This is a genomic window from Herbaspirillum sp. 1130, from assembly GCF_017833835.1.
Taxonomy (GTDB): Bacteria; Pseudomonadota; Gammaproteobacteria; order Burkholderiales; family Burkholderiaceae_D; genus Herbaspirillum; species Herbaspirillum huttiense.
In genome coordinates this window covers 475,030-500,221 of sequence record NZ_JAFICQ010000001.1, presented here as the reverse complement: position 1 = coordinate 500,221, position 25,192 = coordinate 475,030, and the positions used below count along the sequence as shown (strand labels likewise).

Annotated in this window: 20 protein-coding genes; 9 read left to right on the top strand and 11 right to left on the bottom strand. The window is 64.1% G+C overall.

Going from position 1 to position 25,192, the window contains the following annotated elements:
• Positions 1–6: 6 nt before the first annotated feature.
• The 3 genes from JOD78_RS02285 to JOD78_RS02275 form a co-directional block, all read right to left on the bottom strand.
• Positions 7–828, bottom strand: a complete 822-nt coding sequence (locus tag JOD78_RS02285) for a MetQ/NlpA family ABC transporter substrate-binding protein (protein WP_121040230.1) — start codon at positions 826–828, stop codon at positions 7–9.
• Between the two features lie 149 nt (positions 829–977).
• Positions 978–1,811 (bottom strand): MetQ/NlpA family ABC transporter substrate-binding protein, encoded by an 834-nt coding sequence (locus JOD78_RS02280; protein ID WP_209568966.1) that lies wholly within the window; start codon positions 1,809–1,811, stop codon positions 978–980.
• A 221-nt stretch (positions 1,812–2,032) separates the two neighbouring features.
• Positions 2,033–3,094, bottom strand: coding sequence for a DNA-binding protein (locus JOD78_RS02275; RefSeq protein WP_134136302.1), 1,062 nt, complete (start codon positions 3,092–3,094; stop codon positions 2,033–2,035).
• A gap of 168 nt (positions 3,095–3,262) precedes the next feature.
• On the opposite strand from JOD78_RS02275, the gene JOD78_RS02270 reads away from it, so the two are divergent.
• Positions 3,263–4,258 carry a site-specific integrase gene (locus JOD78_RS02270; protein WP_209568967.1) on the top strand — a complete coding sequence of 332 codons (996 nt, stop codon included), beginning with the start codon at positions 3,263–3,265 and terminating at the stop codon, positions 4,256–4,258.
• Positions 4,259–4,283: 25 nt separating this feature from the next.
• Here the strand turns inward: JOD78_RS02270 and JOD78_RS02265 are convergent, their stop codons facing one another.
• Complete coding sequence (locus JOD78_RS02265; RefSeq protein ID WP_039788085.1) at positions 4,284–4,652, bottom strand: hypothetical protein; 369 nt, start codon at positions 4,650–4,652, stop codon at positions 4,284–4,286.
• A gap of 270 nt (positions 4,653–4,922) precedes the next feature.
• Here JOD78_RS02265 and JOD78_RS02260 point away from each other — a divergent pair, with 270 nt between their 5' ends.
• Entirely contained in the window at positions 4,923–5,543 is a 621-nt protein-coding gene (locus tag JOD78_RS02260; protein ID WP_209568968.1) for a carboxymuconolactone decarboxylase family protein, read from the top strand.
• A gap of 75 nt (positions 5,544–5,618) precedes the next feature.
• Here the strand turns inward: JOD78_RS02260 and JOD78_RS02255 are convergent, their stop codons facing one another.
• The 5 genes from JOD78_RS02255 to JOD78_RS02235 form a co-directional block, all read right to left on the bottom strand.
• Positions 5,619–11,117, bottom strand: coding sequence for an AAA domain-containing protein (locus JOD78_RS02255; RefSeq protein ID WP_209568969.1), 5,499 nt, complete (start codon positions 11,115–11,117; stop codon positions 5,619–5,621).
• A complete protein-coding gene (locus JOD78_RS02250; protein ID WP_121040220.1) occupies positions 11,114–12,313 on the bottom strand; it encodes a M48 family metalloprotease in 1,200 nt (399 codons plus the stop codon). The genes JOD78_RS02255 and JOD78_RS02250 overlap by 4 nt, the downstream gene beginning before the upstream one ends.
• 184 nt (positions 12,314–12,497) lie before the next feature.
• The gene (locus JOD78_RS02245; RefSeq protein ID WP_121040218.1) at positions 12,498–13,292 is read right to left on the bottom strand and encodes an EAL domain-containing protein; all 795 of its coding nucleotides are present in this window, start codon (positions 13,290–13,292) and stop codon (positions 12,498–12,500) included.
• Positions 13,293–13,364: 72 nt separating this feature from the next.
• The gene (locus JOD78_RS02240) at positions 13,365–15,884 is read right to left on the bottom strand and encodes a DUF2309 domain-containing protein (protein WP_209568970.1); all 2,520 of its coding nucleotides are present in this window, start codon (positions 15,882–15,884) and stop codon (positions 13,365–13,367) included.
• Positions 15,885–15,907: 23 nt separating this feature from the next.
• Positions 15,908–17,470, bottom strand: coding sequence for an NADH-quinone oxidoreductase subunit L (locus tag JOD78_RS02235; RefSeq protein WP_209532787.1), 1,563 nt, complete (start codon positions 17,468–17,470; stop codon positions 15,908–15,910).
• A gap of 98 nt (positions 17,471–17,568) precedes the next feature.
• Here JOD78_RS02235 and JOD78_RS02230 point away from each other — a divergent pair, with 98 nt between their 5' ends.
• The 7 genes from JOD78_RS02230 to JOD78_RS02200 all read left to right on the top strand — a co-directional run bounded on the left by JOD78_RS02230 (position 17,569) and on the right by JOD78_RS02200 (position 22,311).
• Positions 17,569–18,462 carry a LysR family transcriptional regulator gene (locus tag JOD78_RS02230; protein ID WP_209532789.1) on the top strand — a complete coding sequence of 298 codons (894 nt, stop codon included), beginning with the start codon at positions 17,569–17,571 and terminating at the stop codon, positions 18,460–18,462.
• 202 nt (positions 18,463–18,664) lie between these two features.
• On the top strand, positions 18,665–18,880 hold the full coding sequence (locus JOD78_RS02225) for a hypothetical protein (RefSeq protein WP_209568971.1): 216 nt from the start codon (positions 18,665–18,667) through the stop codon (positions 18,878–18,880).
• A gap of 153 nt (positions 18,881–19,033) precedes the next feature.
• Positions 19,034–19,351, top strand: coding sequence for a metalloregulator ArsR/SmtB family transcription factor (locus JOD78_RS02220; protein WP_204725487.1), 318 nt, complete (start codon positions 19,034–19,036; stop codon positions 19,349–19,351).
• 2 nt (positions 19,352–19,353) lie between these two features.
• Positions 19,354–19,803: a YeeE/YedE family protein gene (locus JOD78_RS02215; RefSeq protein ID WP_121040208.1), complete on the top strand. Its 450-nt coding sequence runs from the start codon at positions 19,354–19,356 to the stop codon at positions 19,801–19,803.
• A complete protein-coding gene (locus tag JOD78_RS02210) occupies positions 19,800–20,228 on the top strand; it encodes a YeeE/YedE family protein (protein WP_121040206.1) in 429 nt (142 codons plus the stop codon). The genes JOD78_RS02215 and JOD78_RS02210 overlap by 4 nt, the downstream gene beginning before the upstream one ends.
• An 87-nt stretch (positions 20,229–20,315) precedes the next feature.
• The gene (locus JOD78_RS02205; RefSeq protein ID WP_121040204.1) at positions 20,316–21,191 is read left to right on the top strand and encodes an MBL fold metallo-hydrolase; all 876 of its coding nucleotides are present in this window, start codon (positions 20,316–20,318) and stop codon (positions 21,189–21,191) included.
• 424 nt (positions 21,192–21,615) lie between these two features.
• Positions 21,616–22,311, top strand: coding sequence for a VIT family protein (locus JOD78_RS02200; RefSeq protein ID WP_121040202.1), 696 nt, complete (start codon positions 21,616–21,618; stop codon positions 22,309–22,311).
• 3 nt (positions 22,312–22,314) lie between these two features.
• Here JOD78_RS02200 and JOD78_RS02195 read toward each other — a convergent pair whose 3' ends face one another.
• Positions 22,315–22,728, bottom strand: coding sequence for a DUF2306 domain-containing protein (locus JOD78_RS02195; protein WP_209568972.1), 414 nt, complete (start codon positions 22,726–22,728; stop codon positions 22,315–22,317).
• A gap of 286 nt (positions 22,729–23,014) precedes the next feature.
• Positions 23,015–25,066 carry a response regulator gene (locus JOD78_RS02190; protein WP_209568974.1) on the bottom strand — a complete coding sequence of 684 codons (2,052 nt, stop codon included), beginning with the start codon at positions 25,064–25,066 and terminating at the stop codon, positions 23,015–23,017.
• Positions 25,067–25,192 lie beyond the last annotated feature (126 nt).

The following is a 25,192-nucleotide window of genomic DNA, read 5'->3' as shown; positions in this document are numbered from 1 at the left end:
GCGGGTTCAGGGCTTCTGCCAGGCCAGCGTGTAGAGACGCTTGTCGCTGTTGAAGGCGCGGTGGATATCGGCCTTGACGGTCTCGGAGTTCTGGTAGATGCGGATGAATTTCTGGATCACCGGATCATTCACGCGGCTGGCCTTGGTGACGAACTGGATGGCGAAACGGGCATCCTCGATACCGGAATAGGCCAGGCCGCTGGAAGGATCGAAGGCCTTGGCCGCCACGATGAAGTGCGGATAGCCCTGGGCCAGGTCGACATCCGGCGTGATGCGCACCAGCTGCGGGCCTTCCACTTCGACGAAGTTCAGCTTCTTGGGGTTCTCGACGATGTCATTGAGACTGCCCAGGTAGCCGACGTTGGGCTTGAGCTTGATCAGTCCCACACTCTGCAGCAACAGCAAGCCGCGCCCCTGGTTGACCGGATCGTTGGCGATGCCGACCTTGCCGCCCTGTGGCACCTGGGCGAAGGACTTGTGCTTGAGCGAATACAGGCCGACGTTGGCCAGGATGCCGGTACCGGCACTGGCCAGCTTGTAGCCGTTCTTCTGGATGGCATTGTCGAGGAAGGGCTGGTGCTGGAAATAGTTCAGGTCCAGGTCCCCTGCATCCACCGCCACATTGGGCGTGGTCCAGTCGGTGAATTCGACGACTTGCACGTCAATGCCCTGGTTCTTGGCTTCCTTGGCGGCCACTGCGATGGAGTCGCCATAGGCCCCAGGCACCACGCCGATGCGCAGCTTGTCGGCGGCGTGCGCCACACCGGCATGGGCAGAAAGGACAGTCAGGACGACCAGCAAATGACGGAAAAGACGGGAAGGCTGCATGCAGGGCTCCGGAAAAAATGGGTTTTGGGAAAAAATGTTCAGGTCGTGAATCAGCCGCTGGCAGCGTCGGCGCAACGGGAGGCCGCTGGAAGCGGGCTTGCGGCCGGCGAGGCACGAGAAGATCACTCGCCAGCGACATAAAGCTTCACTCAGGGCTTTTGCCAGGGCAGGCTGTAAAGCCGTTTGTCGTGTGCATAGCGCTCATCGATCTTGGCCAGCACGGCGGGCGATTGCTGGTACAGCGTGATGAATTTGCGGATGCGCGGGTCGACTGCATTACTGGTGCGGGAGACGAAGACGATCGCGAAGCGCTGGTCGTCCACGGTCGAATACTGCAGGCCGCTCTTGGCGATCTCCGGCTTGCCGGCGGCAACCAGATGCGCCGGGTAGCCCTGCGCCAGATCGACATCATCCAGGGCGCGAACCAGTTGCGGACCTTCGATTTCCTTGAAATCCAGTTTCTTCGGGTTGCTGGCGATGTCAGCCAGGCTGGCCTTGGCGCCCACACCCGGCTTGAGTTTGATCAGTCCGGCGCGTTCCAGCAGCAGCAATCCCCGGCCCTGGTTGACGGGATCGTTGGCCACGGCGACGGTGGCACCGTCCTTCAGTTGCGCCAGGCTCTTGATGCGGGTGGAAAACAGGCCGATGTTGGGCAGCACGCCATAACCGGCAATCGCAAAGGCGTAGCCACGTTCACGGATGGCGTTTTCCAGGAAGGCGGTGTGCTGGAAGTAATTCAGGTCGAGGTCGCCGGATTGCAGGGCGACATTGGGCGTGGTCCAGTCGGTCATCTCGACCACGCGTACCTCCAGTCCCTGCCGCTTGGCTTCTGCTGCGGCCACTTGGATGGAGTCGGCGATCACGCCGGGCGTCACGCCGATGGTCAGGGCTTGAGCGTGCGAAAACGCTGCGCTCAAGGCCAGGATGGCACCGGCCAGAGACTGCGGAAACCGGAAGCGGCGAATGAAGTTCTTTGCGTGCATGACCTGATCGTGGAGTCGTTCAATGGAGGCAGCGGACACGGCCTCGAAAGCCGCCGCGAGCCCCGATTGTGGGCGATCAGATCATTTGGAGCTACAAAGTAAAACATGCTTGGATATCAGCTTTTTGCATGAGCCTTCATCGGCGGGCATGGCTGGCTGAATGGAAGTGCAGCACGGACGTGCAGCGAGCGCATGCACGGCACCACTGCCCTGCCCCGGTATCAGCCGGGGTCGGTGCCTGGCTCTTTTGGTACCGGCGGCGCTGCCTGCCTCTCCTGTTCCGCGGCGGATTGGCTGCGCCACTCTTTGAGCAGCATTTCGTGCGTATCCAGTCGTGCGCGTACCGCCGCCAGCTCGCGCTCGCCCTGCTGCCATTGCCGGCGCGCGCTGGCGGCCTCTTCTTCGGCACTGATGACCCGGGCCTGCAGTTGCGTCAAGGCCTCGTTCCTGGCAGCCAGTTGCGCTTCAAGCACGCGCTTGGCGGAAGCCTGCTCCTGCAGCACCTCCATTTGTTGTTCGCGACGCGTGGCCAGCGTGTGCTGTTCTGCCAGCGCCTGCCGCGCATGTGACAACTCGGCAATCAGGCGCACGCCTTCCTGATTGAGCCGGGTGACGTCCTCCTGGCGCACCACTGCATCCTGGCGCAACTGGCGCAATTCGGCTTGCAGGGTCTGGAGTTGTTGCTCGTGGCGTCGCTGGTCCTGGTCGCGCTGGTCCTTGGCGGCACTGCGGTAGTGCTCCAGGGCATCGCGGGCGTGCTGGTGCTTTTCTTCGAGCGACTGGCGGTGCTGTTCGTTTTCGGCCAGGCGTTCCTGCAAGGCAGCGAGCTTCACTTCCAGGGTGCGTGCCATGGCGGTTTGCTCCTGGCGTTCCTCGCGGGTTTTCTCATGGGCGGCGCGCTCGGCGATCAGGGCTTTTTGCGTCTGATCCAGACGCAGGCCCTGCTCGCCATGGGCGGCCTTCAGCAATGCCAATTCCTGCGCCAATCGGGCGGTTACGGTCTCGGTTTCGGCACGCACTGCCTTGACCTCAGCCCGCGCCTCCTCCTGCAACTGCACGGCGAGCCGCTCCACCAGGTTCTGCAGCGCCTCGCTGATGCTGCGCGGCTGGCTCTGGCCGCCCTCCTCTTCTTCCAATTCCTTCAGGTATTTGTGGATTGTAGTCTTGGAGCCGGTATTGCCCAGTTCTACCCGCACAGCATCCACCGACGGATGCCGGCCCAATGCCAGCAAGGAATCGCGCGCTTTCTTCACTTCCGATTTGTAGAGGCCGGTACGTGCCATGGTCCAGATCCGTTATTTGATTATGTATTACATAATACGTAATTACATAAGATTATTGAAGAGTATTCAGAAATATTGCAAACATATTTCACACAGGATATTGGATGATTATCGAATCTGATCGCGTAAAATCCTCCTAATCTGCCCTCACCCGTCTGTAATGAGCCCATGCCAGCCGCACCAGCACCGTTGAATATCGATGACTATCTGCACGCCGCCACGCGTGACAACACTCGCCGCAGCTATCGTGCGGCCGTGAAGCATTTCGAAGTGGAATGGGGTGGTTTTCTGCCAGCCACGGCGGACAGCCTGGTGCGCTATCTCGCTGAGCACGCCGGCAAGCTGGCCAACAACACGCTCAAGCAGCGCATCTCCGCGCTGGGCCAGTGGCATGTGGACCAGGGATTCCCGGACCCGACCAAGGCCCCGGTCGTGCGCAAGATGCTGCGCGGCATCCTGGAACTGCATCCTGCCCAGGAAAAACGCGCCAAGCCGCTGCAGCTGGAGGCGCTGGAGCAGACCATCGCCCATCTGGAGCGCGAACGGGAACTGGCACGCCAGCAGGCGCGCTTTGCCGACCTGCTGCGGCATACGCGCGACAAGGCATTGTTGCTGATCGGATTCTGGCGGGGATTTCGCAGCGACGAACTGGCGCGGCTGGATATCGAACGCATCGAGGCGGTAGCAGGCGAAGGCATGCGCATCCACCTGCCTCGCACCAAGACCGACCGCAGCCTCAAAGGCAGCACCTACAAGACGCCGGCGCTGTCACGGTTGTGCCCGGTGGCGGCTTATCTCGACTGGCTGGCGGTGAGCGGCCTGAGCAGCGGACCGGTACTGCGCGGCATCGATCGCTGGGGCCGCATCAGCGAAGAAGCGGTCAATGCGGCCAGCATTATCCCCTTGCTGCGACGGATCCTGAAATCGGCAGGGATTGATGATGCACATCTCTACAGCTCGCACTCGCTGCGGCGCGGCTTTGCCAGCTGGGCCAGCGCCAATGGCTGGGAGATGCGCGCCCTGATGGAATACGTGGGATGGAAAAACATTCATTCGGCGGCACGCTATGTGGAATCCCAGGATCCCTACCACCGCGCCATGCTGGAGCGTCTGCTGCCGCAGCAGACTGCGGCGCTCGACACGCCCGATCAGGCCGAACCATAAACCACCGCGATCCCGTCTGGCCGGACTACTCGCAGTCCGGATTGCCGTGCGTTCTGACGCATTGCGCACGGGCGCAGGCGGCGATCACCTGGTTGCGGCCATATTCATTGATGTCGACCGTCACGTAGACGGGATATTGCTGGTACTCGGTACGCAGGATGTCCTGGCAGACCGTATCGGTCCGGTTGCCGTTGACCACCGAGCTGCAGCGCGTCTGCCCGGTCGGTACCTGGATGGTGCGGGTGCGCATTTCCATCCGCGTCTGCTGGATGATCGGGTACTGGGCATAGGCGGCCGGGGCGCACTGGCTCTCGGTGGCGCGATAGGCCTCGGTGGCGCAACCGCCAAGCGCCAGCATCACGGCCAGCCACGGGAGCACGGCGTAGGTTTTCATCGGTAAGGTCTCGTTGCTTGTTCTGTGGGCAGAGATTGTAGCCGCGCACGGGTCCCGGCACCATGACGCCGCGCAGCAGCACCTCCGGACGGGAGCGAAATCGGCAAGGACGTGCCGATGTTGCATGACATTCACATGGGCTCAGGCGAAAGTGAAGACTCAGCAACACAATCCGCTGAAGCTCCCCTATCCTGGAGCCGCCATCCCGGTGGCCCGCCAAGGCCAGCGTCGGCACCATAACCAGACCAACATCCAGAGACAGAGACCTTCATGAAACGATTCCTGCGCATTGCCCTTGCCTCGACCTTGCTCTCGGCCGCCGTAGCCCAGGCTGCGGATCGCCTGCCGGTGATCCCGCCCGATCAATACACGCCGGAACAGAAAAAAGCCGCCGATGAATTCCTGGCCGCCCGCAAGGTGCCGGTGTTCGGCCCCTTCGAACCGCTGATGCACAGCCCGCAAGTGATGACGCAGGCGCGCTCGATGGGCGACTACCTGCGCTACAACTCGGCCATCGGCAATACCCTGAGCGAACTGGTGATCCTCATCACGGCCCGTGAATGGACCCAGGATTACGAGTGGTACGTGCACTACCCCATCGCCATCAAGGCCGGCATCAAGCCGGAAGTGGCGGCGGCCATCGCCGACGGCCGCCGTCCCGAGGGCCTGAGCGAGGACGAGCAGATCGTCTATGACTTCTCGCTCGAACTGCATCGCAACAAGCGCGTCTCCGATCCGACCTTCGCCCGCGCCGAAAAGCGTTTCGGCAAGAAGGGCGTGGTCGATCTGACCGGCATCAATGCCTATTACACGCTGCTGGCCATGCAGATGAACGCGGCGCAATACCAGGCACCGAAGGAGGCCAAGCGGCTGGTGCGCTTCCCCGAGTAAGCTCACCTGCCTGCACCGGAGCGGCACTGCGCAGGCTGGCTGTAGCGCTCCGGCCCTTCCCTGCGCCTTGGATGATCAGGGTGCGTCGACGTATCCCTTGCGCAGCTTTTCGGCGACCAGTTTTTCCATCTCGCGTTGTGCACGCTCTTCCGATTCATGCGACTTGATCAGGCGCTGACCTTGCGTCCCGGTCCGGCCGTAAGTGACGGTCAGCTCGGCACCCGACCGGCTGATGTTCCAGAACTTGCTGGAACTCCCCTGCACATAGGAAAGCGCACGACTCTCGGCGGCGGCACCGCTCGCAGCGGTCGCTTCGGACAGCTCATCGATGGCAACGTGCGCGGTCGGTGTGGCTGGCGACTCGGCGGGCTGCTCGCCCGGACCGGCGTTCTGCTCCGGCAGCACCGCGTCCTCTCCCTCGGCCAATATCCGTTCGATGCGCTCGATCACCGCAACCGGATCGCGCAGCCAGTCACGTCCCGGCAGGTCCAGCACCTTCCATCCGAAACTGCGCAGGATGGCCGGACGGAAGACGTAGCGCTCCATCGTATCGGTGACCGCCTGCGCGGGATTGTCGAGCAGGATGGCCAGTGCGTAGGTACCGTCCACGCCCTCGATGGCGAGATCGCAGCGGAACTGCGACCGTCCGACCTGCAGCTGGACCCGGTGCCCGCGCTGGCGCAGGGCCTGAGCCAGTGCATCGCGGATGCTGTCTGGCTGCAGCTCGGCGGCAAAGGCCTTGCGCGCCCCCTGGTTGAGCGCGCCCAAGATGGTCTGGGCGTGATCGAAGCGGCCGGTGGCGCTGGCCTGCGCAAATTGCAGGAAGCTACGCAAGGCTGCCGCACCGTCGTTGTGGACGTTGGTGATGGCGTCCGCCTGGATCGAGCTCACCACCGCCATGCGATGGCGTGCCCGGCTGAAGATCACGTTGAGCCGCTTCTCGCCGCCGCGCTGGTTGATCGGGCCGAAGTTCATCAGCATTTTGCCGTTGGGGCCGGGGGCGTAACAGATGCTGAGGATGATGACGTCACGCTCGTCGCCCTGCACGTTTTCGAGGTTCTTGATGAAGAGGCCATTGAACTGGTCGTCGTCCTCGCGCACGTATTCGCGCTCCAGACGGGTGCTGAACTCCGGATCTTCAGACGCCAGCGCCTCCAGTGCCGCTTCAATGGTGCTTTGCTGGGCTTCGGAGAAGGCCACGATGCCCAAGCTCAGGCCGGTCTCGCGATTGAGCATTTCCCGCACGGCCTGGGCGATGTAGCGTGCCTCGGCTTGATTGCTGCGATCGGCGTAGACCCCGTCCTCCAGCCAGTGGAAGCTGACCGGGCTGCCCATGAGCAGGTCGGCGGCCAGCGTGCCGGCATCGTCCTGGTTCGAGCGCGGGCGCGGCAGTTGCTCCAGCGGACGTTCCCGCAGACGGTCCGGAATGGTGACCAGACGGCCATCATAGAAGGCCGCATTGGAGAAGCTGATCAGGGTTTCGTGGCGGCTGCGGTAGTGCCAGGCCAGCAGCGTGGCGGGCAGATTGCGGGCTGCCTGGTTCAGCAGGCTGTCGGAATCCAGATTGATGGCGATGCGCTCCCCATCCTCTTCCACCAGGATCTCGTCTTCCTCGCCGCTGCCGGCCGCCGAGAAGAAACTGGTCGGCGGCAACTGCATCTCGTCGCCCACCACGATCACCTGCTGGGCGCGGCTCAGTGCCGGGATCGCCTCTTCGGTAGGAATCTGGCTGGCCTCGTCGAAGATGACGACGTCGAACAGCGTGCTGCTCAAGGGCAAGGTATCGGACACCGACAGCGGACTCATCAGCCAGATCGGTTTGAGGTCATTGATGACCGCGCCGGTCTCATCATCGGCCAGGTCACGGATGGAGCGATAGCGCATGCTCTTGCCGAACTCATGTTCCAGTTCGCGGCGGCCGGTGGCGTATTGCTTCTTCAGGGCCTTGCCCTGGGTATCGAGCTGCGTGGCCGAGAGCCCGGAAAGGCGTACATGCTCGCTGAACTGTCCCTGCAAGGTGGCCTTGATCGCCTCGGCATTGATGTCCAGCAAGCTGCGCTGGGCCTGGGCTATCGCGCGGGTCGCCAGCGCCAGGTCGGTGCCGCTGAAGCGTTCCAGCACCGGATGGGCGCGCCCCAGGCGACGCCAGGCCTCATCCGCCACCAGAGCTTCCAGCGCCAGCGGATCGGCATGCACGCCAAGTACCGTCGTAGCGTAGGTGGCGTCAGCGTCATGGACCGCCTGCAACAGCGGCAGCAGGTCCGGCAAATCTTCCAGGGCTTCGCGCAGATCGCGGAACAGCTCGCCTGTCTGTTCCAGATTCCGTTGATCCGGAGCCGAAAGCGTCGAATCGACCAGTGCTGCCAGCGCCTGCACATCGTCATGCGCACCCGCCAGACCCATCACCAGCGCAGCCGGATCCCCGGCGCGGCGCAGATGATCGACCAGCGCTTGCAGACCGGCCGGCGTGTTCATGCGGTTCCTGAGCGTTTCCAGGGTCTGCAGGAACTGCTGCATGTCACTGGCCCCATAACGTCGACGCGCCTCTTCCTCCGTCGCAGCCAGCCGTGACAGCGCCTCGTGTTCGGCCTTCAGTTGCGTCAGGACGGTGGCATAGCCGGGGTGCAAAGCATGCTGGCTGAAATCGTAGCGACGCTTGAGTTCTCCGCGCAGACGCCACCAGGCAGGCTTGAACCAGCGCGAGAAGGATGATTCCATCTGGCCGGCCAGCCGCAGCGCGGTCTCGGTATCATCCGCCCGCAGCTTGTCGCGCCAGTGGCCGGTGACCGACTGGGCTGCCGTCACGGCTTGCTGGCCTTGTGCCATCGCTTCGCACCATTGCGACAAGGCCGCCTGGCCAGGTGAAGCAGGATCCAGCAGATCCAGATGGCGCGCCAGGCCGCTGTCGACCAGGCGCTTGCTTTCGGTAACGACCTGCTGCGCAGCCTTCAAAGGGGTGTCGGCGACGATCGGACTTTGGCTGCTTTCCAGCAAAGACGTCAGACGCCCGAGGATGGCATCGACCGCATCACAGCGACGCTCCAGTTCAGCCACCACCCCTTGCTGGCGCAAGACCGTGGCAGAGAGCGTGGCAAAGGGATGGGTGGCCGGCACACTGGTGCCAAAACGTTCCTGCATGACGCCCTGCAAGCGCCGGGTCAGCTCGCGCTGCCCGTCCCACAGCGTCCACGCGCACAAAGCTTCACGTACCGCTGCACCCACGTCCAGTGGCGGCGGCAGCTCGGCCAGCCGCCGCAACAGGCTGCGCACGCTCAGGCCGACACTCTCCGGCACCATTGCCATGGCTTGTTCGAACTGGTCGATGTGCCGCTGCTGATCCTGCAAGCCTGCCGCCACGCCGGCGCGCCGGGCGCGCAAGCGCTCACCCTCAGGCGGCTGGGCGATCCACTGCTCATAGCATTGCTTCAGATCGGCGATGAAGGCCTTCTTGTCGGCCTGTGAGTCGTGGATCAGGCAGCACAGCTGCGCCAGCCCGCTCTGCTTGAGACGGTGGAACACCACATCCAGCGCCGCCCGTTTCTCGCAGACGAACAGCACCCGCTTACCCTGCCCGGCATAATCGGCAATCAGGTTGGTGATGGTCTGCGATTTGCCCGTGCCGGGCGGCCCCTGGATGATGAAACTGCGCTGCGTGCGCGCCAGTTGCACGGCGGCGTTCTGGGTCGCATCCGAGGACACCACGTTCCATTGCTCGGAGGGGGCCAGCGGTGCCGGCGGGCTGGTATCGAGCTCGCGTGGCTGGATCGAGAAGATACGGTCAAAGGCCGGATTGCCGTTGGCGTCCTCCAGCAGCTGGGCATAGTCGCGCACCAGCGACATTTTCCTGTAGTTGAAATTGGCCAGCGTTACCTGGGTAAGATCCAGATCCCAGGCGTAACGATGCCCGCTGGATTCCTCCAGAACATAGCCGGCCCGCTCTTCCTGCTGCTCGCTGACGGCCGCTTCGCTGGTGGCCACCATCTGCGGGCGGCGCAGCGTGGCACCGGCCTCAAAGCGCTGCGGCAGCTCGCTGGGACGCACATAGTGCTCGAACAGCGCCTTGCCCAGCGGACGATAGTCATCACGGGCATAACTGTAAGGCGGAAGCCATGACGTGGCCCGGCTGCGCTGCGCACCGCCACCCGGGCGGCGGCGCGTGTATTGCTGCATGCGTTGCATGGCCTTCTGCCGCACCAGCCGCACCGAGGCCTTGTCGACCAGACGTAACTCCACCGCCGGTTCGGACTGGTGGATCTTGTTGCGCAAGTCCTCGTGGATCTGCTGCAGGGAGGTCTTGGCCAGGTCGATGGTTTCAGGCAGCGCGATGTCGTACAGCTGGGACAGGCAGTGGCGCAGCACCGGATTGAATTCGGCTTCGGAAGTACTGCACTGGATGAGGTACTGATCCCGCACGCCCTTGCGCTTGACCAGCTCCACCGGCAGCCACAGCAGCGGCGAGACGATACGCTCATCAGGCGCTTCCTTGAGGTTGTGCCAGCGCAGGAAAGCCACCACCAGCCGCAGGTTGCTGAAGCCGAACTCGGCACGGTCGTGGCGTGTCTCGGAAATCAGCTTGTCCAGCGTGGCGGGCAGATAGAGCTGGTCATCGAAGCGCAGCCAGTTCTGCAGGGAAATCGGCTTGCCCGCCACCAGTTGTTCGGCGAAAGGGTCGCCCCAGGTACAAATCTGTTCCGGCTTGATGCTGTCGACGTTGAGCATCAGGGGTACGCTGGCCACCGTCAGGTTGACGTTGGCACTGGTGGGGCGGAAATACAGCAGCCGGTTGCGGCGGGACAGGTCGAACAGGCGATCCCGCAGGTGCGACAGCACGGCGATGCGGCGCGGGGCCACCCCATCCTTGCCCGCCAGCGCCCGTTCCACATCCAGCGCCACCGGCTGGTCGCGCCAGGTACGCAGGCGCAGCGCCAACGCAGCCACATCGGTGGCGCGATCATGGCGGTTCAGTTCGGTCATCTCGACGATGACGCTGGCGATGATGGGAGACAGCTTGTCGTGCAGCTCAAACAGATTGTGACGGTGCTGCACGAAGAGGCGCAGGTCGTCCTGCTCGGCCAGGTCCAGCCCGCAGGCCAGCCCGCCAAGCAGCATGCCGAGCTGGAACACATCGGTGATTTCATCATGATGGCCCAGCGCGATTTCCCAGCTCTTCGGACCGCTCAGGTAGACCGGCCGCGTCATCCGCGCGGATTCGTCCTCGAGCAAGGCCAGATCGTGCTGGGTGCGCAGGCCGTCGGAGTGATGATCAAGCTGCAGCGCACCCACGATGGACAGGCCCGAAGACAGATGCGGTTGCAAAGCATGGACGGCATCGATATTCATCTGCGGGGCTTGACCCGCCGGATGCCGCAGGGACAGTCCGCCTTGCTGATCCACCAGCAGCGTCTCTTCGCTCAGTGCGGCGACCCGGCCCTGTGCATGCAGTTCTGCGACCTGCGCAAAGAGCGGCAGCATCAGCACCAGCAGGTCATCGTTGGAGAGCAGCTTGCCGGCTTGCGCATCGATCAGCTCGCGCAGGCTGGCCGATGCGGCCGGGGAGGATGGGTGTTCACTCATGCTGCGGCCTCCTTGGCCAGTTGTCGCTTGTATCGGTCCAGTTCGCGCTTGCCGAAGCCAGCCTCGCGTTTGAGCAGTTGATGCAGATGGTCCAGCGTCGCCAATGCTTGCGCGATCACGCCGGCACGCAGCAGGACCGGTTCCTGCTGGTCCGGATCGGCCAGGGCCAGATCGAGCATCAAGGCCGTCAGGTAATGGCGCACGGGTTCATCGGCGTGTTCCGGGGCAAAGGCTTGCGGTGTGACGGCGGGTTCATCCTGGTGCCAGTCGGGGAACATCAGCTTTATCTGCGCCTTCACCGTCTCGCTCAGGAGCTCCGTCCCGACAAAGAAGTGCGCCAGGAATCCGCGGGTCATGCCTTGCAGCCGGTGCTGGCCAGGCAGGTCCAGGCCGCGCAGCGCCAGCGGCCCCTGCAGACGCTGCTGCAGCCACGGGCCGAGTTCTTCGCTGCCTTCCCACCAAAGCTGCAGGGCGCGGGCGCGCATGAATACTTCCGGATGACTGGCCGCCTCACTGGCACCGGTCTGCTGCGCATCGACCTCGGCCGCCTGCCGCAGATAGGCGGCCGCATCGACCTGGCGGATGCCGGTATTGAGCTTGACCAGCGAGGAAATCGCGGGGTCCGGCGAGCCGCAGGCGATGGCCGCACCGCGATCAGCGAACAGTTCGGTATGCAGCGCGTAGCGACGCCAGGTTTCGCTGAAGGAGGCGGCGGCACCCGGAGCCGCGCTGGCATCGGAGAGGATGCGTTCGGCATGCAGGAACGCCCCCTCCTCCTGCGACCAGAGCACGTAATGCGCAAGTTCATGCCCGAAGACGGCCAGCAGTTCCTGTTCGGACAGGCGCGCCAGCAGGTCGCCCTGCACGATCAGGTGAACCTCACCGGGCACGAACACCAGCGAGGCATTCATCTCCGTCCCGGCCGACTGGTACAGGGTGGCCGGTACCTCCACGTTCAGGCCCAGGCGCTGCCGCGCCAAGTCCAGTGTGGCGTGAATCTCGGGATGGGCCGCTTGGTCGATGCGGTAAGTGTTGCGCAACAGTGCCGTGCGCAAGGATTCGCGCTGCTCTGCATGGCTGGTCCGGGCGGCCGCCCAGCGCCAGACTTCGGGCTCGTGCGTGCGCAGATGGTCGATGACGGCGAGGTGATAATCAAGCGGAGTCAGCCCCCTGAGCTCCTGCGTCGTGGGATTCATGCAAGCCCTGTCGTTCGTAAATTTTTGTGACGATTCTACAGGGAAACACCAACATGCTGCATACCCACACATGCTGGGCGTTTTATAAGCATGCTTGCGTCAGGATCTTAAAATCGCGCGCGACGCGGCTCGCGGGCATCTGCCCACAAGGCAGTCCGCCAGCACCGGTGGGAGCAAGGTTGCGCTATTCCCAAACCGAATTCTCTAACACGCTCAGTGCCTGAAACTTAGGTTTGGCAAACCAGTACCCCTGCATCAGGTCGATCCCCAGCGCCGCCAGGTGATCGCGTTCGGCACGGGTCTCCACGCCCTCGGCCAGGATCTCGATATCCAGTTCCTTGCAGATGGCGGCGATGCCGGCCACGATGGCCTGGCGCGGCTTGTCGGTGTCGATGTTGCGGACCAGGTCCATGTCGATCTTGATCAGATCGGGCTGGTATTCGGCCAGCAGGTTCAGGCCCGCGTAACCGGCCCCGAAATCGTCAATGGCGGTGCGGAAACCGAAGCGGCTGTATTCCCGGAAGATGTTCACCAGGTGCGGGCGGTCGACCACGCGCTCCCCTTCGGTTACCTCGAAGATGATGCGCTCGATCGGGAAGTCATGCTTGCGCGCGGCCTTGAAGGTGCTCTGGATGCAGACCTCCGGGCGATACACCGCATTGGGCAGGAAATTGATCGACAGGTACTGCGTCATGCCCAGCCGTGCCGCGCCTTCCACCGCCTTGGTACGGCAAGCCTGGTCGAAACGATAGACGTTGCTGTCGTTGACCTGCTCCAGCACCGTGTACGCGGGCTCGCCCTGCGGCCCGCGCACCAATGCTTCATAGGCGTACACCGAGCGCGTGGACAGGCGCACGATGGGCTGATAGGCATATTCAAACTCGATGTCCAGCTTACCGTCGTCCGAGCAGCCCTCGCAGGAGCGACGCGCGGCGTCCTCTCCCGGGCTGGCATTGGAGTCTGGAATGATGGGGATCATGCTTTCTCCGGCAAATCATTAGTTGCAAAACGGCATCTATGCTACCGCATCTTGCCAACGATACCAGAAGTTTCACAAGCCGATTGACTTCCATCCCTCGCGCCGCCACTGCTCCAGGCCTGCCTCTCCGAAACGCCACAGGTGCAGCCAGCCATGTTCCAGCAGCTGACGCACGATGGCGTGACGGCCGACGACGGCATCGATGGCCTCGGCCGGCGCATCGATCACGACGGTCAGGCGCAGCGGTTCATGCACCCACTGCTGGCCATCATGCAGCGACTGGCGCGACAGGCCGATGCGCAGATCGCCGCCATTGCCTTCGAACACACCGATGGTGCCCCCGACCACATTGTGCAAGAGCTTGTTGCCGCTGCCCAGGCGCTGCGGATCGCTGGTGGAGGCGTGATATTGCCAGTTGATCCAGTGCGTCACCAGCATGGGCGCGGTCATCAGCAGTTCCAGCACGCTGCCGTCCTGATCCTCGCTGGCCTCGTAGTCGTGCAGGAAGCAGCGGCCACCCAGGTCCAGTCCACGGCTGCGTGAACGCGGGGCGATCAGGAAGGCGGCATTGCCGGTCAGACCCCATTCAGGACGCGTCTCGGCACCGTCGTTGGCGCGGCGGCGCAGTTGCTTCAGCAAGGCCGGCGCGGCCTGGGCCGGCTCCATCCCCAGGCGCAGCGCACGCTCGCGGCGGACACGGTCACCGGCCTCGGCCAGCGCCGGCTGCTGGGCTTGCCAGCGCGCGCGGGCCGCTGCCGGCATCAGGTCGAGATCGAAAGCTTCGATTTCGTCGGTCGTGGTGTTGTGCAGGACGGCCAGGAAGTGGCTGTCTTCGGGGATGAAGATCTGCCGGTCCAGCAGGCCGCGGCGCACCTCCTGTTCGTTGAGCAACTGGGCCAGCGTGCGCGCGTTGACTTCGCCCGTCTGGCCGCAGCAGGCGCCACAGTCCAGCGCTGCCGCATGCGCGTTGTTGGCGGACTGGCTGCCATGGCCGGCCAGCAGCACCAGCGGGGCCACCTGGCGATCCAGGCCCATGGCGTGCAGCACGCGGGCGGCCAGTGCCACCTTGTCTTCCAGCGCGACGCCGACCAGTTGCGGCCGGCACACTTCGCGATAGCGCGCCGGCAACCCGGCCAGGTCATCGCGCGCACGTTCGGCCTGGCCAGGCTGCAGCCATTTCCAGAGACCGCCCAGTGCTGTCACGCCCGCCACCTCGACGAAGGAAAACGCCGACCCCGGCCAGCGCGTATTGCCCTGCCACTGTTCCTTGAGGGCCAGCGACTTGCGCCGCGCCCGTGCCACGGCACCGGCCAGTACGCCGTCACCGGTGGCCGCTCCAGCAGGTGCCACCACGTCCTGCACCTGATAGGCCGGTGCCAGCAAGCCCGGCAACTGCGGACGGCTGGCCTCGGTGGCCAACGGCGTGTAGGCCACCGGCAGGCCGAAGAAGCCCGCGAAGCCCATCGTCTGCATGCCGGGATGGACCGCTTCCAGCGCCCGCCGTAGCGGTTCGCTGCGTACATCGATGCAGAATGCGGCTTGCACCTCGACCTGCGGCGCTGCATTGGCCGACTGTTGCAGCAAGGCTGCCGCCAGCTTGCGCTGGTAGCCGGCCTCCAGTGCGACCTGCCAGAGTTCATCGACCAGCAGGTCCTGACGCACTTGTTCCAGACGCTCCTGCGAGCGTGCCCAGGCCTGTTGCACCGTGTGGAAGGCGTGGCTGGCGGCTTCGTCATCCTTGCACTCCAACAGCAAGGCACCCCAGGCCATGCGGATGGCCAGCAATTCACGCAGGTGTTCATCACTGCCGCCTGCGAGTTTGGCCTCCCAGCCCAGATAGGCACACCACGAGGCCCAGCCATTGACGGTCAGCAGGACCGATTCAAGATAATCGGCCCAGACCTCGGGCGGCAGGTCCATGCGCCGCATCACCCAGCGTTCGGCCTCGCGCGCGCAGGCCGGCAGCGCCCGGACGCCATCGGCAATGTGCGGCAGGCCCATCAGCAGGCCGATGCCGTGGTCGTGTTCCAGCGTCTCGCGCCAGAAGGCATACAGGCCCATGCCGCGTTCAGGCTGCCAGTCGGCCTGGTGCTGGTCGAAGTAGGCGGCACAGGTCTGGCTGACCTGGTGCGTGATGGCCTGCCGCCAGGAGAGCCGGGTGTGGCGCTGGGGATCGTTGTCCAGCACGTCGATCAGCAGCGGCAGCCTTGGCGCCGGGCCGGTGGCGGCCAGTACCGACAGACAGTGGGCAACGTCGAAACCGCGTTCCTGGGCCTCGATCGAGTGTGCCAGGGCGTATTCCAGATCTGCTTGGGTCACCCGGCCCTGGTCCCAGGCCTGCTGCAGCTGTTCCTTGGGCGGAAAGACCTGGATCCCGCCCAGCAGGGCCATGCGCGCGGCCACCTGGCGTAGCGGCATGCCCACCCGCGACCAGTGCGGATTGACGGCGATGGCGCGATCCAGCGGCCAGGCCGGGGCGATGGCACCGCAGGCATCCTGGCAGGCTTGCTGCAATTGCTGCTCCAGCTCGGCGCTCCACGCAGCGATCGGCGCGGCGGCTGGTCCTTGGCTATCTTGGGCTAATACGTTCATGCTGTTTCTCCGGTGAGACGGGCTCAGCCCTGGCTACGGCCATCGGCGGCGAGATTGTTCACTTGTTGTTCGGCAGCGGCCCGGCGGGCACTGGGAGCCCAGTTCGAGGGCCACAACTGCAGCGCCAGGCGGGTATAGGCTTCATCGAGGTAGAAGCCGGCGTAGCTGCGGCGTCGCCAGGCGGCCATGGACTGCGGTGCCAGTTGCAGCAAGCCCATGCAGACATACAGGGCCAGCATCGCCAGCAAGGCCGTCACGCCGAACACGGCACGCGGGTAATCGTTGACGTGCAGCGGCAGCAGGTGGGCCACCAGGGCCGCGAGGGTCAGGCCGGCCGCACCCAGCAGGCCCAGCAGCCAGCCGCGCAGGCCGCCACTGCCCTTGGCCGTGGAGCGCCACAGCAGCGGTGCCCAGGCCAGCCCGAGGATGCCGCTCCACCACCATGGCCAGGCCGCATGCGGGCTCAGGCTGTGCAGACCCAGCACCAGGGCGATGCTGACCATCGGGGCGAGGATCACGCTCCAGGCCGACGGCAGCGCCGGGCTGTGCAAGGCCGACAGGCGGGTCTCCCGCACCACCGAGGAGGCCGACAGGAAGGCGTGTGCCTTGTACAGCGAGTGGCCGATCAGGTGCAGCGCGGCGAACAGGTACAGTCCGGCGGCGCACTCCAGCAGCATGAAGCCCATCTGCGCCACGGTCGACCAGGCCAGTTTGACCTTGATGCTGATGCGGGTCAGCATCACCAGCCCGGCCAGCAGCACGGTACCGGCGCTGACGATGAGCAGCACGGCGCGCGCCGCGACGGCCTGCTCCAGCAAGGGGGCAAACCGCACCAGCACGAAGCCGCCCAGATTCACCACGCCGGCATGCAGCAGCGCCGAGACCGGGGTCGGCGCTTCCATCACCTGAATCAGCCAGCCGTGTACCGGCAGCAGCGCAGTCCGCAGAATCACCGCAAGCGTCAGGCACAGTGCACTGACCTGCAGGCTGGTGCTCATGCCGTGCTGGCTCAGGTAGGCCCACAAGTCCGAGAAGGAGCCGCTGCCCACGGTCGTCCAGGCCAGCGCGGCCGCCGCGATCAGCAGGCAGTCGGCGATGCGGTCGGCGATGCTTTTCTTGTACGAAGCCAGACGGGCAAAGGGACGTTCCGGATAGAAGCACAGCAGGCGTTGCAGGGCCAGGCCCACGACGGCCCAGGCGGCGATCAGCACCACCCAGTGATCGGCCAGCAACAGCAGGTGGACGGCAGTCAGTACCAGCGCGAGCGCCGCGGCATACTGGCGCTGGCCGGCTTCACCCTGCAGGTAGCGCGCCGAAAAACTGCCGATCACGGTGCCCAGTCCCTGTACCAGCAGGGCCAGCACCAGGCCCAGCGTGGACGGATGCAGCACGCCCGGCCACGGGGCGCTGTCGCGGGCCATCACCAGGTTGAACAAGGTCAGCAGCAAAGCCAACAGGGAGAGCGACTGGAACAGCGTCCAGACGCGCGGCGGTGCCAGCCGGGACAGACACAGCGCCAGGGCGGCGGCCATCGTCAGCGCGGGCGGTGCCCAGGCGCTGCAGGAAATCAGGGGGATGGTCGTCATGACAAGAACCTCATGCATTGGAATGGCATCATGATGCTTGCCATCGATCGTTCTGTAAATTACATTTATCAGAACAAATTCATTCATAAAAACGAACGATGCGCTTAGAACAGCTTAACTTTCATCATTTGCGTTATTTCTGGCGGGTGGCCAAGCTCGGCCATCTGACACGGGCGGCGGAAGAGCTGCACACCTCGCAATCCGCCGTGTCCGCGCAGATCCGCCAGCTCGAAAAGCAGCTGGAAGAAGATCTCTTCATCCGCGAAGGCCGCCGCCTGACGTTGACCGATACCGGGCAATTGGTGTTCACCTATGCCGACAATATCTTTGGACTGAGCCAGGAGCTGCTGGGCCGGCTGGAGGGCCGCTCGGCCGGGGTGACGCGCCTGCGAGTGGGTAGCGTGGCCACACTGTCGCGTAACTATCAGGAAAACTGGATCCGTCCCATGCTCTCTGACCCCTCGGTCTCCCTGACGCTGGAGTCGGGCTTGCTGGAAGGGCTGCTGGAGCGGCTGATGCAGCATCAGCTTGATGTGGTGCTGGCCAATGAGACCGTGCCCTCCGACCCGGATCGGCCCCTGCACTGCCGCTTCCTGGGCAGCCAGGCGGTCTCGGTGGTCGGTCCGGCGCACCGCTGGGAGGCACGCAGCCTGCGCATTCCGCAAGACCTGGAAGGCGTCGACATGGCCCTGCCCGGCCCGCGTCACGCCCTGCGCATGCAATTTGACGCGCTGTGCATCTCCAACGACGTGCGCCCGCGCATGCGTGCCGAGGTGGACGACATGGCCATGCTGCGCCTGATCGCGCGCGACAGCGGCTGGCTCACCGTACTGCCGGAAGTGGTGGTGCAGGACGAACTGCGCAATGGTGCCCTGGTCGTGGCCGGCCAGACGAGCGAGCTGGTGGAAAGCTTCTATGCGATCACCACGCCGCATCATCACTACGATGAACTGCTGGACCGGCTGCTGGCGGGCGGTCCCGTCCCTTCTTGATCTTCGAGGAAGATTGTTTCAGCCGCACGCCGGTTACCGGTCAGAAATAAATGCTACTCCTTGGTAGAATGCAAGAAGATTTGCGCAAATATATGTACGCTAATGCCAATATTGCCAACGTGGTAATGGCGTACACTTGGGCAACTCAGGGGGCAAGTGTTGTCGAGCTTGCTGCTTCACGACAAGAAACCCGGCGGGCACGATGAGGAAGGCACTTTTCAGGTATCGCGACGAGCTGGTCAGGATAGAGCTCAAGTGTCCGGGCGACGTCGGCACCGGCTGGACCTGGGATCTCTATATCAATGGCGAACTGCAATTCTGTGGTGAAGATGCCCCGTTTGCGTTCGCTGAAGAGGCGATGGCGGCCGCCAAGCAGGCCAGCCGCCACCTGATCGACCTGCTGCACGCCTCCCCCTGAGCAGCGCAGCGCGCTTGCCACAGCTGTTTCAGCGAATCACCCATCGTTTCACACCCTCCTCTTGCTTCGCTTCCGGTTCAGAAAGCCTTGCCATCTTCATGTCGCGCATTTATTATATGACTTAATATATTATTAAATTGAATAGTGTTCACCATGACCAGCCCCAGCTCGCTACAAGCCGACCAGATGCGCCGCGCCGCCGGCCAGGCGGTGGCCGCGTTGAAGGTACTCGCCAATGAAGACCGGCTGTTGCTGATGTGCCAGCTATCGCAGGCTGAAATGTGCGTCAGCGAGCTGGAGGAAGCACTCGATATCCGCCAGCCCACACTGTCCCAGCAACTTGGCGTGCTGCGCAACGAAGGGGTGGTCAGTACGCGGCGCGAGGGCAAGCGGGTGTACTACCGTGTCGCCGATCCCAAGCTGCTTGAGATGCTGGGACTGATGTACCAACTTTATTGCCCCAAGGAATGAGCATGGACATTGCGTGGAATGCCTTCACCCCCGTCGCCTCGCTGGCCGGTGGCCTGCTGATCGGAGCGGCCGCCAGCGTGCTGGTGCTCTGCAATGGACGCATTGCCGGCATCAGCGGCATCGTCGCCGGGCTGCTGCCTCCCTCGGCATCGGATCGCGCCTGGCGCGCCCTCTTCGTTCTCGGCTTGCTTCTCGCGCCGCTGCTGGCGTCACTGGCAAGCGCCCTGCCCGCGCCGCGCATCGATGCCGGCTATGCGGCCATCGTACTCGCAGGCCTGCTGGTCGGCGTGGGGACCCGTTACGGTGCCGGCTGCACCAGTGGTCACGGCGTCTGCGGCTTGTCGCGCCTGTCGCCACGCTCGGCGGTGGCAACGGCGTGCTTCATGGCGGCCGGATTCCTGAGTGTCTATCTGCTGCGCCACATGCTGGGGTTGCAAGGAGTACTGCCATGAGGCTCCTGCGCAGCCTCGCCGCGCTGGCTGCTGGCTTGCTGTTCGGCTTAGGCCTGATCGTCTCGGGCATGGCCGATCCGGCCAAGGTATTGGGCTTTCTGGATCTGGCTGGCCAGTGGGATCCGTCGCTGGCCCTGGTGATGGGCGGGGCCATCGCCATCGGGCTGCCGGCCTTTACGCTGGCACGCAAGCGTCAGCGGACACTGCTGGGCGAACCGATGCAATTGCCCACGGCGCGCACCATCGACCGCCGGCTGGTGCTGGGCAGCCTGCTCTTCGGCATCGGCTGGGGCATTGCCGGCATCTGTCCGGGACCGGCATTGGTCTTGCTAGGCATGGCATCGGGCAAGGGCCTGGCCTTCGTGCTGGCCATGGTGGCCGGCATGCTGCTGTTCCGCTGGAATGAGCGGTTTTGGGCGAAATGAATGTTGCTGCACGCAGGGTGTCCTTACAGGGGGCCTCTCGCCGTAATCTGCCCGTTTGAATGTGAAGAAAAAACACCAGGATCACCCATGGACAATCTGCATATCGAAGGTCATTTCGACACCATCACCAGCACCGTCAGCTACCTCGTGCTGGACCGCGCCACCTTGCACTGTGCGCTGGTGGACAGCGTGCTGGACTACGACCCCAAGTCCGGCCGCACCTCCACCCGCAGCGCCGATCATCTGATCGCCCGTGTGCAGGCACTCGGTGCGACGGTGCAATGGATACTGGAAACGCATGCGCATGCCGACCATCTCTCCGCCGCGCCCTACCTGAAGCAGAAGCTGGGTGGCCGCATCGCCATCGGCGAGCACATCCGCCAGGTGCAGCAGGTCTTTGGCAAGCTCTTCAACGCCGGCACCGAATTCGAGCACGACGGCAGCCAGTTCGATCATCTCTTCACCGATGGCGAAATCTTCCGGATCGGCCAGTTGCAGGCGCGCGTGATGCACACGCCTGGCCATACGCCGGCTTGTGTCACCTATGTAGTGGAAGAAGGCGGACAGAGCGCCGCCTTCGTCGGTGACACGCTGTTCATGCCCGACTATGGGACGGCGCGTTGTGACTTTCCGGGCGGAGATGCGCGGCAGCTGTTCCGTTCAATCAATGCGGTGCTGTCGCTGCCGCCGCAGACACGCCTCTTCATGTGCCACGATTACCAGCCGGGGGGCCGCGAACTGCGCTTCGAGACCACCGTGGCGGAAGAACGCCAGCACAACATTCACGTTCGCGAAGGGATCAGCGAAGAGGCATTCGTGGCCATGCGCAGCGCGCGTGATGCCACGCTGGACATGCCGGTGCTGCTGCTGCCTTCGGTACAGGTCAACATGCGCGCCGGACAGATGCCGCCAGCGGAAGGCAATGGTGTGCGTTATCTGAAGATCCCGCTCAACGCGGTGTGAGCAAGGTCAGCTGTGTCCGGCGGACTGGAACAGTCCCAGCAGCGCGAGGCCGCCGATCAGTGCCAGGATGAGGATGCCGGCCACGATGGCGATGGCGGCTTTGGGCTTGCGATCAGCCATGATGAGATCTCCCTTGATGCATGGATGTAATGGGGTCTGCGGACGGATCGCTCAAAATTCAGAATGAAGACTCATCCGCAAGCGTTCACCCTAGCAAGCGGAGTCGGGCAACGGCATCAGCGCCAGCCTGGAAATGGCCTTCCGAAAGCCTGTCATCCTCGTGGGACAAACGGCGGTCAAGCTGCGCCATCCGTTCGCCATCAAATACGAATTGCCCTCATTTTCGCTAATTGTCGTAGCCTTTGCCGCAGCACAGCCCTAGAATCTGCGCCATTCCGCAACCCTGTATATGAACAGAAGTGTCATGGCCAAATTCCATCTCGAACATCACAAGGTCGACGCCATCTCCTGGCTACGCGCCGCCGTCCTGGGTGCCAACGACGGCATCGTCTCCACTGCCAGCCTGCTGGTGGGCGTGGTGGCGGCCAATGCCACGCATGAGAACGTGCTGCTGACCGGCGTCGCCGGCCTGGTCGCGGGCGCCATGTCGATGGCGACCGGCGAATATGTCTCCGTGCACTCACAAGCGGACAGTGAACACGCCGCCCTGAGCCAGGAGCGCGAAGAACTGGCCACGGATCCGGAAGGCGAACATCGCGAACTGATGGGCATCTACATGCGCCGGGGACTGAGTCAGGAGACCGCGCATCAGGTCGCCACCCAATTGATGGCCCACGATGCCCTCGATGCGCATGCGCGCGATGAACTGGGCATTTCCGAAACCACGGCAGCGCGGCCGGTCCAAGCGGCCATCGTCTCGGCCCTGAGCTTTGCCGTCGGTGCGGCCTTGCCACTGGCGGTGGTGCTGCTGGCACCGGTCGCCAGCCTGTTGCCGGCCATCGTGATCGCCGCCCTGCTGTCGCTGGCAGTACTGGGTGCGGTCGCGGCCAAAACCGGTGGTGCCAACTTGTGGAAGGGAGCCTTGCGGGTGAGTTTGTGGAGCTCGCTGGCCATGGGGTGTACGGCGGCGATCGGGTCTTTCTTCGGCGCGGCCGTCTAGCCATCAAAGCCAACCCAGCCATTGCCCCCAAATCAGTTGGCCGAGATAGCGTGACGGCAGCAACGTGAAGGCCCCCGCCACCAGGCAAGCACCGATGTAGACCCGCTGCATGGTGCGCCGATGCAGCGCGATATCACCACGCATCACCGCCGCGAGTCCGCGGTAGAGCAGGAAGGCCGTAGCTGGCACCAGCAGATGCAACGGCGTATAGCCCGCGATGTTGGGCAGGTCATGCGAACGGATGAAGAGCGCCGAAAGGACAGTAACGGCCATGCAGCTGAACCAGGCATAGCCCAGGGCGCGGTGCCATCGTGGCCGCACCGTGCGGCCGAGCCGGGCCCAGAAGGCGAAGGGTCCAATGACGACCGCAGCGAGTGCGACGCTCAAATGGAGTGCGATGAGAGGTGTGAGGGACATGGCAGGCTTTCAGCGAATCGGTGGAGCGATTCTGCTGAGGCTGCTGGCAGGACGATAGCGGGATGCGACGAAATGCAGATGGGATGCCGCAGAGTGCAGCGGCAAGGCGAATTAGTGTCGTCAAGGCCGCCCAAGTCCGATCAACACTTGCCGCAATTCCCCGACCACCTGCGCGAGGGATGGGCCGTCCTCAGCGGTGGTGGCGGAGCGAGCACGTAGGGATCGGAAAACACGACGCACCACTCGGGCACCCGATCCCGCCGCCGGAGGTAGCCCCGCTGTCGCATCACCCGCTGCGGTCCGAACTCTCCTCCCCCACCAGCTCCCTGACCCTGCGCGCCAGGACATCGGCCGCAAACGGCTTGGTCAAGACCTGCATCCCGCGTTCAAGATGACCATGATTGAGCACCGCATTCTCGGCATAGCCGGTCACGAACAGCACCGGCAATTCGGGCCGCGGTGCGCGGATGGCATCGGCCAGCTGGCGGCCGTTCATGCCATTGGGAAGCCCGACGTCGGTGACCAGCAAATCCAGCTCGGGATAAGCGGCCAATACGCGCAAGGCCGAGGGACCATCTTCCGCCTCCAGCACGCTGTAGCCCAGATCGCTCAGGACCTCCACCGTCACCATGCGCACCAGCGGTTCGTCATCGACCACCAGAATGGTCTTGCTGCCAGGCGCTGCCGCCGCAGAACCGTCGTCCGGCAACGGCAGGTCCTCTTCCCCGGCTTCGCCCAGGTGGCGCGGCAGGTAGATGCAGAGCGTCGCGCCCTGACCCAGTTCTGAATAAATGCGCACCGCACCGCCCGACTGGCCGGCAAAACCATACACCATGGACAGCCCCAGCCCCGTGCCCTGCCCGGTCGGCTTGGTGGTGAAGAAAGGATCAAAGGCGCGCGCCACCACATCCGGCGACATGCCGGTGCCGGTATCGCTCACGCACAGCGACACGTACTGGCCCGGCGGCACACCGCGCTGCATGGCGGCAATGTCGTCCAGCCAGCGGTTGGCGGTTTCAATGGTCAGCCGCCCGCCGTGCGGCATGGCGTCGCGGGCATTGATGCACAGATTGAGCAAGGCGTTTTCCAGCTGGCCGACGTCCACGAAGGTGTTCCACAAGCCACCGGCCGCGATGGTTTCCACCGTGATCGCCGGGCCCACGCTGCGGCCGATCAGTTCGTGCATGTCGGCCACGATGCGGTTCAGGTCGGCCGATTTCGGATCCAGCGTCTGCCGGCGCGAGAAGGCCAGCAGCCGCTGCGTCAATGAAGCCGCACGCTTGACGGCAGATTGCGCGCCATTGAGGTGGCGCTCGATGTCCGAGATGCGGCCCTGGGCCAGCCGCACTTTCATCAGTTCCAGGCTACCGCTGATGCCGGCCAGGATGTTGTTGAAGTCATGTGCCAGGCCGCCGGTGAGCTGGCCCACCGCTTCCATCTTCTGCGCCTGGCGCAGGGCTTCCTCGGCTTCGAGCAAGGCGTTGGTACGCTCCTGCACGCGCTGTTCCAGCGTGTCGTTGAGGGCGCGCAGCGCAGCCAGTGCGCGATCGCGTTCGGCTTCGACGGCGCGCCGCCCTTCGATGTCGATCAGCACACCGGGGAAGGTGCTGGCATGGCCGTCCGAGGTCAACTCCACGCGGCCATTGGCTTCCAGCCAGTAGTAGCGGCCGTCACGGCGGCGCGTGCGGTATTGGTGGGCATAGGCACCGCCACGCGCCAGGGCTTCGCGGATGCGGGTGGAAAGCAGCTCGCGGTCGTCCGGGTGTACGGACTGCATGAGGTCTTCCAGCTTCAGGCCAACCAGGCCCTTCTCAGGGGGGACGCCGAAGGCAGCCGCGAAACCGTCATCCACGCTGAACCGGTCGGAGGGGATGTCCCAGATCCAGGTGCCGATGATGGCCCCGGCCTCCATGGCCAGCTGCACGCGCTGGACGTTCTCGCGCAGAGCGGCTTCGGTACGGCGGCGCGCGGTAATGTCGCGAAACAGCACCGAGACCTGGCGCATCTCCACTGGCCCGACGCGCGTGGCCGACACTTCGATGTGCCGGCCCACGGCCTGGAATTCCTGTTCGAAACGCAGCGGCTGGCCGGTCAGCAGGACCTGGCCATAGACATCCAGCCAGACCTGGGCATTGTCCGGCTCGATCTCGCGCAGGCGTTTGCCGACAATGCCCTCGATGCCGGTATGCCGGTAATAGCCCGAATTGGCTTCGATGTGGACGTAGTCACTGAGCGGTCCGTGCGGACCATCGATGAATTCGATGATGCAGAAACCGTCATCGATCGCCTCCAGCAAGGCGTGCCGATACGCTCTGCTCAAAGGAGAATTGCTTTCCATTGCCGTTGCCGCTTGCTGATCCAAGATTACGCCCTTCCTCGTCGCACTGTTCTGATTGAGCGTCCTCCGCCACCACGCTTGCGTCGTTACGGTAGAGCTTGTCGGCATAGTAATGGAATCCCTGAC